The sequence below is a fragment of the Borrelia sp. P9F1 genome, from assembly GCF_030436115.1.
Taxonomy (GTDB): domain Bacteria; phylum Spirochaetota; class Spirochaetia; order Borreliales; family Borreliaceae; genus Borrelia.
Genome location: NZ_CP129414.1, coordinates 66,601 through 74,710, shown reverse-complemented (window position 1 = coordinate 74,710; position 8,110 = coordinate 66,601). Strand labels below are relative to the sequence as shown.

Genomic DNA, 8,110 nt, shown 5'->3' with positions numbered 1-8,110 from the left:
TTGGGAAATGTTGTTTCGCATGACTTTTTGTTTATTTTATCTCACTTGTTTAACTTTCCACTTATCAGTAGATTTGTCTATTGACAACTCACAAACAATCCTGGAAGTCATAAATTCATAACGGAAATAATTTTTAGAATAAAGCATAATAACGGGGTTGTCTTCATATAAATACATATTGTAAATTAACGGATAAATGTAATTATATTGCTCCGGTATGATCCCAAACTCCATAGCTGAACTTATTCTTGGGTTCTGCAATATTTTAGTGTTTTTCAATCTTTCTTTGAGCTCATCAATAAATACCGTTTGAGGATATACCCCTCTGAAATACATATTTCTATCCATTTCTATATCATCATTAAATGTTTTCTTTATAATATTTTTAATTTGCCTGAAAAGCGAATCTGATTGCCTTAAGACAAGAGAATTAATAAGGTCTTGCTCCGTCTTAGCATTCTGTATTTGAGCATAAACATCTCGTTTTAAAATATACTCTCTTAAGTCAAGTTCATCCCTACTAGTAGGTATTAGTCTACAAAAATTACAGCTCTTAATAATATCTGTTTTTAAAGAAGTCTGTTCCTCAATAACTTGGTCTAATCTATACTTATTAATTTCAAATCGAACATAATCGGATTGCCCGCTATCAAATTTTCTAACATCTAACACTAATACATTATTGTAAGTTATAGTATAGTCTTTATTTTGATGTGGGTAAGACTTCTTACCCACAATACATATCTTGGGATTAAATTTACTTAAGTATATGTTATAAATAGCAGCATAGATGCTAATGAAATCCTTATTAACAAATTTTTCATAGGGTATGATTTGTTCATGTTCTGCAATAATCTTAAGCTCCTTAATCTCCCCCTCTGCTTCTTTAAATTCTTTCAAATATTCATCAATCCTGCTCACAAATAAATCTATATTATTATCAAGAAAATCATTAACGGCTTCCTTATGAAAGGAGCTTGCACTATATGTCTTCTCTATTTCATCGTATATTTTATTTTCTACATAATAAGATTTTGCCTCGTATATGTTATCAATTGACATTTGTGGATTTAAATGCTCATGACTTATTTCCCAATTCTCTGTACCTCTGGGGGACAGAACCCAGTTGCTATGAAATTTGTCAAGAATAAGTTTTAATACTCTTTTATAAAAAATAGCTTTATCTTTATTTTGATTCTTATATATCCTGTTACCTACAATATAAATAGCAGGTTGATTATTTGAGAGATAAAGATTGTACATAACAGGATAAATATCGTTCTCATTGATAAATTTAGAAAATGTGTCCTTTAAGGAATGCATCTTATTAATCTCAAACTTATCTTTGGTATTAAGTTTTGAATTTAACATAACTAAAGGTTCCAATATCCTACTATCTTTCAAATTACGCTCAAGATAATCTGTTGTTATCTGCTTTAGAGGAGAATTTAAGGGTAAAATATTCAATTTACTCACAGTAGTGGGAACTTTTTGGACATATGAGCCATAAACAACAATTTCGTCACTTAATCCAAATTCTTCTTCTGAAAATTTACTTGCAAACCCTTTAATTTGTCTAATAAGCGAATCTGATTGTTTTAAGACAAGAGATTCAATCACAGACTTAATAGATTTGTCGTTCCTAACTTCTTGTATCTGCTTATATAATTCATATTTAAGTTTATGGTACCTAGCTTCATATAGCTCTTCGCTCTCAGGAAAATAACTGGAATCAATAACCTGTTCTTCTTCTTTAATATCAGGCTTTTTACAAGAAAGAATAAAAATAAAAATGGATAATATTAAATATATTTTCATATCCTTGCCTTATTGATTTTCATTTTTGTAAAGCTACCACTATTGTAACATTACAAAATAAATTCTAATATAGAAAACACAGGGAATAGAGAATTTTTATGAAAAAGCTACAAATTTTAATACTTTTAAGTATAGTCTTTAATTTGAACCCTCTAGTAACTACAAAAGATTTGCTTACATACAGTCATGCAGAATATGATAAAATAGTCTCGTTAAAGAGCGTCCATGGTGATACGCTTATTGATAAGCATATATATTTTGTTCTCGATGAATACTTTAAAAGCGTTGATGAATACTACAACTCTATTGACGCTATTAGTCAAGCAACCAATACTTATGAGCAATCCTTATTGTCTCTTAATAGCATTAAAATTTCTTTAATGGAAAAGCTTGAAGAGCAGTATAAGGACAAACTTGACGAAGAGCATGCTGTATTTCGGCAGGCCGAGGAGAAAAAAAATTTAGATCATAATCACATGAATGATCTTAAAAAGCTTTGTCAAACTTATAAGCTCAATAAAGAGCAATTAAGGGAAAAATTGTTGTCTTCCCTTTATCAATTGTTTGACACAAAGAATAATTATGATGAAAATTTTTTAAATGCTACTTCGTCTTGGAATACAATGAATAGTTACAATGACACCCGCATTAAGGATGATGAAGCTAAGGATAATCTTAGAAAAGAACTGGACCAATTGGTTATGGATTTAAACAACATAAATTCACAATTTATGATGAGTGAATCCAAATTGAATAATGCTTATAAAGCTAATGCTGTTAATTTTAATACATGGCAGTCATTACAATACAAAAAAGACATGGCTTTTCTTGCATTGGAAACTGCTTGGAATGAACTGGAAAAATCACACGAGCCTTGGTCAAAGAAAGAATTTGAAAAGGATAAATTAAACTACTTAAAATCTGCAAACCAATTTGAGACAATTAACAAAGATAAACAAAAATCCAGTAGTGAGATTTATCACAGTTTAGTAGGAATCAAGATGGCTGAGAAAGAATACTTTGAATTAAATTTAGAAGCACTGGCTAGGGAAAGTTTGGTTAAGAACATAAAACTCAAACTGATGGAGTACAAATAGTTGCGTAGCTTAAAGTTTATTCAAATCGCCAATGTAGAAGACTTGACCTAAACAAAAATAATCGAACATACCCTCTAGGCACTGTGCTCCCCCTTATTCCTCGAGCTTGCCCTTAAAACATATGTTTATTGTCTGATCTTCATTGCGGATAATTCTTAAAACACCCCTCTCATCTTCAATTTCCGAGACACTCCCAAACATATCCACATCCAAACTATTCATCTCAGAAATATTGCTCTCCCTCTGTAAATCTCCATCTCCCAACAACTCCCTAAGGCACTCTCTCTGTACATCATATATGTCCATACAATCCTCACTAATACTAATACAATCAAGCAAAGCACTCTGAACACCAGACGGCTCACGATCCTTATCTGCAATCCTACCCTTCAAAATATCTCCTGATGTGAAGTCCTGACACTTCAAATTAAAACGATAAACTCAACCTGTAACAACCATTATAATACAGTTAGTCTGGGAATGCAAAATGCTTTAAAAGCATAAACTACCTTAAGTTACACAATTCTTTACTATATTTTACATATCTTAATTGCTTATTTCAAATAGAGATAACTAGATCAATAATTTATTTTCAAAACAAAACAAAAAGTTTTTAAATGCAATATTACTTTTAGAAAAAATTATCTAAATCTAGCACATAAAAATATGATTTTTTTGTAGAACAATTATTTAATAACTTTAATAATATCTTTAGTGTAGAAAAACGCCAAAAGGTATCGAATTTATCAGGACGTATTGCTTGTAGAGATAAGTTTAGTTAAAATTGCATCATGGCTTTGTACCATTTATCTTCAATGAGCTAGATTATCTTGATGGCTCGTTTAGAAAAATCAAAACACTGTTTTTTAGGTTAAAGGAGGAGATGGTGTTTACTGTAAGAGAAACATTACTTTTTCAATTTAGGAACAATACTATTAATTATAAACAGGAGATATATGCTGGTATTACTACTTTTTTAAGCATGGCCTATATAATAGCTGTGAACCCTTCTATACTTGCGAATACCGGCATGCCCATAGGGGCTTTAGTTACTGCAACTTGTCTTGTATCTGCATTCTCTACGATCCTCATGGGGCTTTATACAAATACTCCTCTAGCTCTCTCTTGTGGAATGGGACTTAACGCTTTTTTTGCGTTCTCTGTAGTAATAGGGATGAATATTCCTTGGCAAGTGGCACTTTCCGCTGTCTTTGTTGAAGGTATTATTTTCATTTTTATATCTCTAACAAAAATAAAAGAGAGTATCATCAACTTAATCCCCATGAATTTGAAATATGCCATCTCGGTGGGTACGGGGCTATTTATAACTTTTATTGGACTTACAAATAGCGGTATTATTATTAAAGATGAAGTAACACTGGTCGGACTTGGCCAATTTAATAACATAAAAGTTTGTATTACATTCATAGGACTCTTTTTGATAATCTTTCTGGAATACAAGAAGATAAGAGGAAATATTTTATGGTCAATTATCGTAGCTACGGCAATAACTTGGATTTATGCACTTTTTTATGAAGAAGCTGCCACGGCTTCTGGGATAAGCCTACCAGATGGTGTTTTAAGATATGAATCTATTGAACCCATATTTAATAAGTTAGATTTTTCCTATATGATGGGGGATAAAATGTGGAGCTTTATTTTCGTAGTACTGGTTTTATTGTTTAACGATCTATTTGATACTGTTGGTACTATGATAGGAGTAGCTAGAGAAGGAAACATGCTAGATAAGGAAGGCAATATTCCCAATGCGGGAAAGATATTATTAGTTGATGCTATTGCTACTACAGCCGGGGCTGTACTGGGTGTATCTACCGTTACGACCTATGTTGAAAGTTCCACTGGCATTGCTGAGGGTGGAAAAACGGGATTTACATCTGTTGTAACAGGCTTACTTTTTCTAGTAGCAATTCTCTTCGCTCCCTTATTTGTTGCTGTTCCAGCAAGTGCAACAGCTCCTGCCTTAATTTATGTGGGATTTTTAATGTTTAAAGGCATCAAAAATATCGACCTTTCAAACACAGTGGAAACTATTCCTAGCTTTTTAACCATACTCCTGATTCCATTAAGTTATAGCATAGGCTCTGGGCTTAGTATTGGAATAGCATCTTATGTGGTAATAAGCATAATATACGGCCTAATATCAAGAAAGATGCCTAAAATATCTCTTCTAGCGATCTTACTAGCCTCTATTTTCATCATAAAGCTATTTTTTTACCCCTAAACTAACCTCAAGCCAAGCTACTACTCCTAGATAGTGAAATGTCTTTGCTTTAAGAGAAAGTAGTTTGGTAGTTAATAGGCTGTAAAAGCTAAACTAAGCCTTAGCTGAATTAATAAATAACTTTTCTCATGCTATTTATTACACAAAAAAACATAAACTTGATCTTAATTCTTTGCATTTAATAACAAATGCTTTAGACTTAGTGTGAAAGATCAGTTCTTGCTGTGTTTTTGTTTATGAAAAAGTTTTCAAGTGACGATGTTTTAGAGGAGTTGATGTTTCGTAACGTTAACGGCGATATTACGAATTATATCATGGACACCATGAACATAAACGGTACCATTGTAAAGGGTCTTGAATCGATTTATGCTCAACAAAGTTCTTTACTTGAAAAGATGAATAAAATGGAAAAAAATATGAGCAAACAAAGACATGTCACTGTAAAAAAGACTGCAGAGACTAAAAAAAACATCGTAATCGACGATCTCATAGATTGTTAAGATGCATCTTGTAGAAGAACAGTACCAAAGCAGTAAGAAACGCAGGGTCTCTTACGCCTTGTACCATGGTTGATTTCTATTGTTTTAAACCTTTGTATGCAACATCCAATGCATCAATAGCCCTAGACAATTCTTCGCCTTTACTACCGTACAGTTGGCTGGCTGCTCTTTTGGCCTGGTCTAGGTTCCACTTCTTTCCAAGAAATACACCGCTAACAGCCCAAGCGATGGTACTAAGGTCTGTTTTATTAATCTCAGCACATGCCTTTGCAACCTCAGCGAATCTTTGAGCTGCTTGGGTAAACTGACCAGAAGATAGCGTAGAAGCTACATCAGCAAAGGATTCAACATAAGCCACAATAGCTCTATTTATGGCACCAAGATAATGATTGGCAGCTTTTATGGCATAAGAAGCCTTTTCAGTCGCTAAAGCACTCTCCAACATTTCTTTAAGTGAACTAACAGCACTAGATAAACCTTGATGATACCTGTGATCCTTTATGATGTTTCCTAGTCGCTTAAAGGAATCATACAGATTTCTCTCATTTAATTTATCAAGTCCTCTTTTTACCTCACGAATATAACTACCATTATTATTTCTAGAATAAGTTTTAATTGTATTAGAAGCTCCAATGTAGTCATTATAAATACGCCTTAATATATGTTCATATTCCTCAACCTGACTAACTAAGGTATTAAATTTCCTCTTAACATCCTCTTGTGTTAGACCACTGTCCAAACTCTTATTAGCGTTAGAGACACCAAGATCAGGATGTCTATTGTCCTTTTCCTTGTTTTCATTATGTCTTATCCCACCATTATGATGTATTCTAGACTGAATCACTTTACTCTGAGTAGCTACTCCACTTGTATCTACACCACTACCACTTTGATTCTCTTGAGCACGATTTGTGCCTCCAGATCTAGTATTACCACCCTGTACAGCACCTAGATTTGATTTATTACTACCTGCACCATCAGATACGATCTGGGTTTCTTTAACATCACCTTGCACTAACTTGTCTTTATCCCCTGTATTGCCTGATCCGGTACTACCATCTCTTGTCCCTGCAATGTTTGCTCCAGTATTACTACCTGAAGCTACACTACTACTGCTCTGTACTCCTTGAACATTGCCTGTACTTCCTGAACTGGCACCACTCTGAGCACCTTGAGAACTGCCCTTAGGCTGATGGTCTTTACTATCTGAACTGCCTGTTCCAACATTGTTATTTGAAACTACAATACTTTGGGGTCCTTGAACAACACCTGTGCTGTCAGCTCCACCACCTTGGGCTCCCTTAACATCACCTTGCGCTAGCTTGTCTGTATTACCCATGCCACTTGCTCCGGTACTACCGTCTCTTGTCCCTGCAATGCTTGCTCCAGTATTACCACTTGAAGCTACACTACTACTGCTCTGTACTCCTTGAACATTGCCTGTACTTCCTGAACTAGCACCACTCTGAGCACCTTGAGAACTGCCCTGAGACTGATAGTCTTTACTATCTGGACTGCCTGTTCCGGTATTGCTACTTGAAGCCACAATACTTTGAGGCCCTTGAACACTGCCTGTATTTCCTGAAATAGTATCACTCTGAATTCCTTGAACATCGCCTTGCTCTGGCTTGTCTTTATCCCCTGCACTACCTGCTACAGCATTACTGCCTTGCAATGATTTATCGTTGGCATCTACATCACCAATCCCAGTATTACTACTTAAAGGTGAACCACTCTGAGCTCCTTGAACACCATCTTGAGTCAGTTTGTCTTTATCAGCTTCAACACCACCACTTCCAGATTCATCACTATCACCTTGAGCCAGCTTATCTTTACCATCTACAGCACCTGTTCCGGCATTACTCCCTGAATCTGTTAAGTCGCCACTCTGAGTCCCTTGAACACCACCCTTAGTCAGTTTATCTTTATCAGCTTCAACATCACCGACCTGGAATTCAAAACCATCTTTCAATAATTTATCTAATTTATCTTTATCATCTACACTGCTAAAGCCGTCATTATTTAAACCTACTATTCCCCGTTTTCTGTCAATTTCTCCCCAAAACTTACATGATACAATGAAAGTTGAAAGCAAAAATATTAAAATAAAAATATTAACTTTACTCATATCTTCTCCTAAATTTACTTATCACTTCATTAAATGTATTAAGTACATTTTAATATTAAAATCAAAACATATCTAATCTTAACATATTATTATATCATTATAGTAGTAACACTAAACATTGCTCTGTTATAAATTAATACTTAAAATAATTAAATTATATAATTTTACAAAATGTAAACAGATGGCTTGCGTCCACAAAATAAGAGCAAATAAGAATCATCTGATCTGTCTTCTTATTTGCTCTTACCTACTGGTCAATTATATTCTTACTTAAAGATATTCCTGGGGCCTCCAGTGTTTTAACAAAGCTTCGCCAACTCACTCA

6 protein-coding genes are annotated in these 8,110 nt (G+C 34.0%); 3 read left to right on the top strand and 3 right to left on the bottom strand.

Features of this window, described 5'->3' with window-relative positions; all coding sequences use genetic code 11:
• Positions 1-36: 36 nt before the first annotated feature.
• Positions 37-1,818 carry a hypothetical protein gene (locus QYZ68_RS05880; RefSeq protein ID WP_301384734.1) on the bottom strand — a complete coding sequence of 594 codons (1,782 nt, stop codon included), beginning with the start codon at positions 1,816-1,818 and terminating at the stop codon, positions 37-39.
• A gap of 98 nt (positions 1,819-1,916) precedes the next feature.
• Here QYZ68_RS05880 and QYZ68_RS05875 point away from each other — a divergent pair, with 98 nt between their 5' ends.
• Complete coding sequence (locus tag QYZ68_RS05875; protein WP_301384733.1) at positions 1,917-2,915, top strand: hypothetical protein; 999 nt, start codon at positions 1,917-1,919, stop codon at positions 2,913-2,915.
• A gap of 93 nt (positions 2,916-3,008) precedes the next feature.
• On the opposite strand, the gene QYZ68_RS05870 is transcribed toward QYZ68_RS05875, so the two are convergent.
• Positions 3,009-3,308, bottom strand: coding sequence for a hypothetical protein (locus tag QYZ68_RS05870; protein ID WP_301384732.1), 300 nt, complete (start codon positions 3,306-3,308; stop codon positions 3,009-3,011).
• Positions 3,309-3,798: 490 nt separating this feature from the next.
• Between QYZ68_RS05870 and QYZ68_RS05865 the strand changes: the two genes are divergently transcribed.
• A complete protein-coding gene (locus tag QYZ68_RS05865; RefSeq protein WP_301384731.1) occupies positions 3,799-5,157 on the top strand; it encodes an NCS2 family permease in 1,359 nt (452 codons plus the stop codon).
• 224 nt (positions 5,158-5,381) lie between these two features.
• A complete protein-coding gene (locus QYZ68_RS05860) occupies positions 5,382-5,657 on the top strand; it encodes a hypothetical protein (RefSeq protein WP_301384730.1) in 276 nt (91 codons plus the stop codon).
• A gap of 76 nt (positions 5,658-5,733) precedes the next feature.
• On the opposite strand, the gene QYZ68_RS05855 is transcribed toward QYZ68_RS05860, so the two are convergent.
• Positions 5,734-7,785: an autotransporter outer membrane beta-barrel domain-containing protein gene (locus QYZ68_RS05855; RefSeq protein WP_301384729.1), complete on the bottom strand. Its 2,052-nt coding sequence runs from the start codon at positions 7,783-7,785 to the stop codon at positions 5,734-5,736.
• Positions 7,786-8,110: the final 325 nt, after the last annotated feature.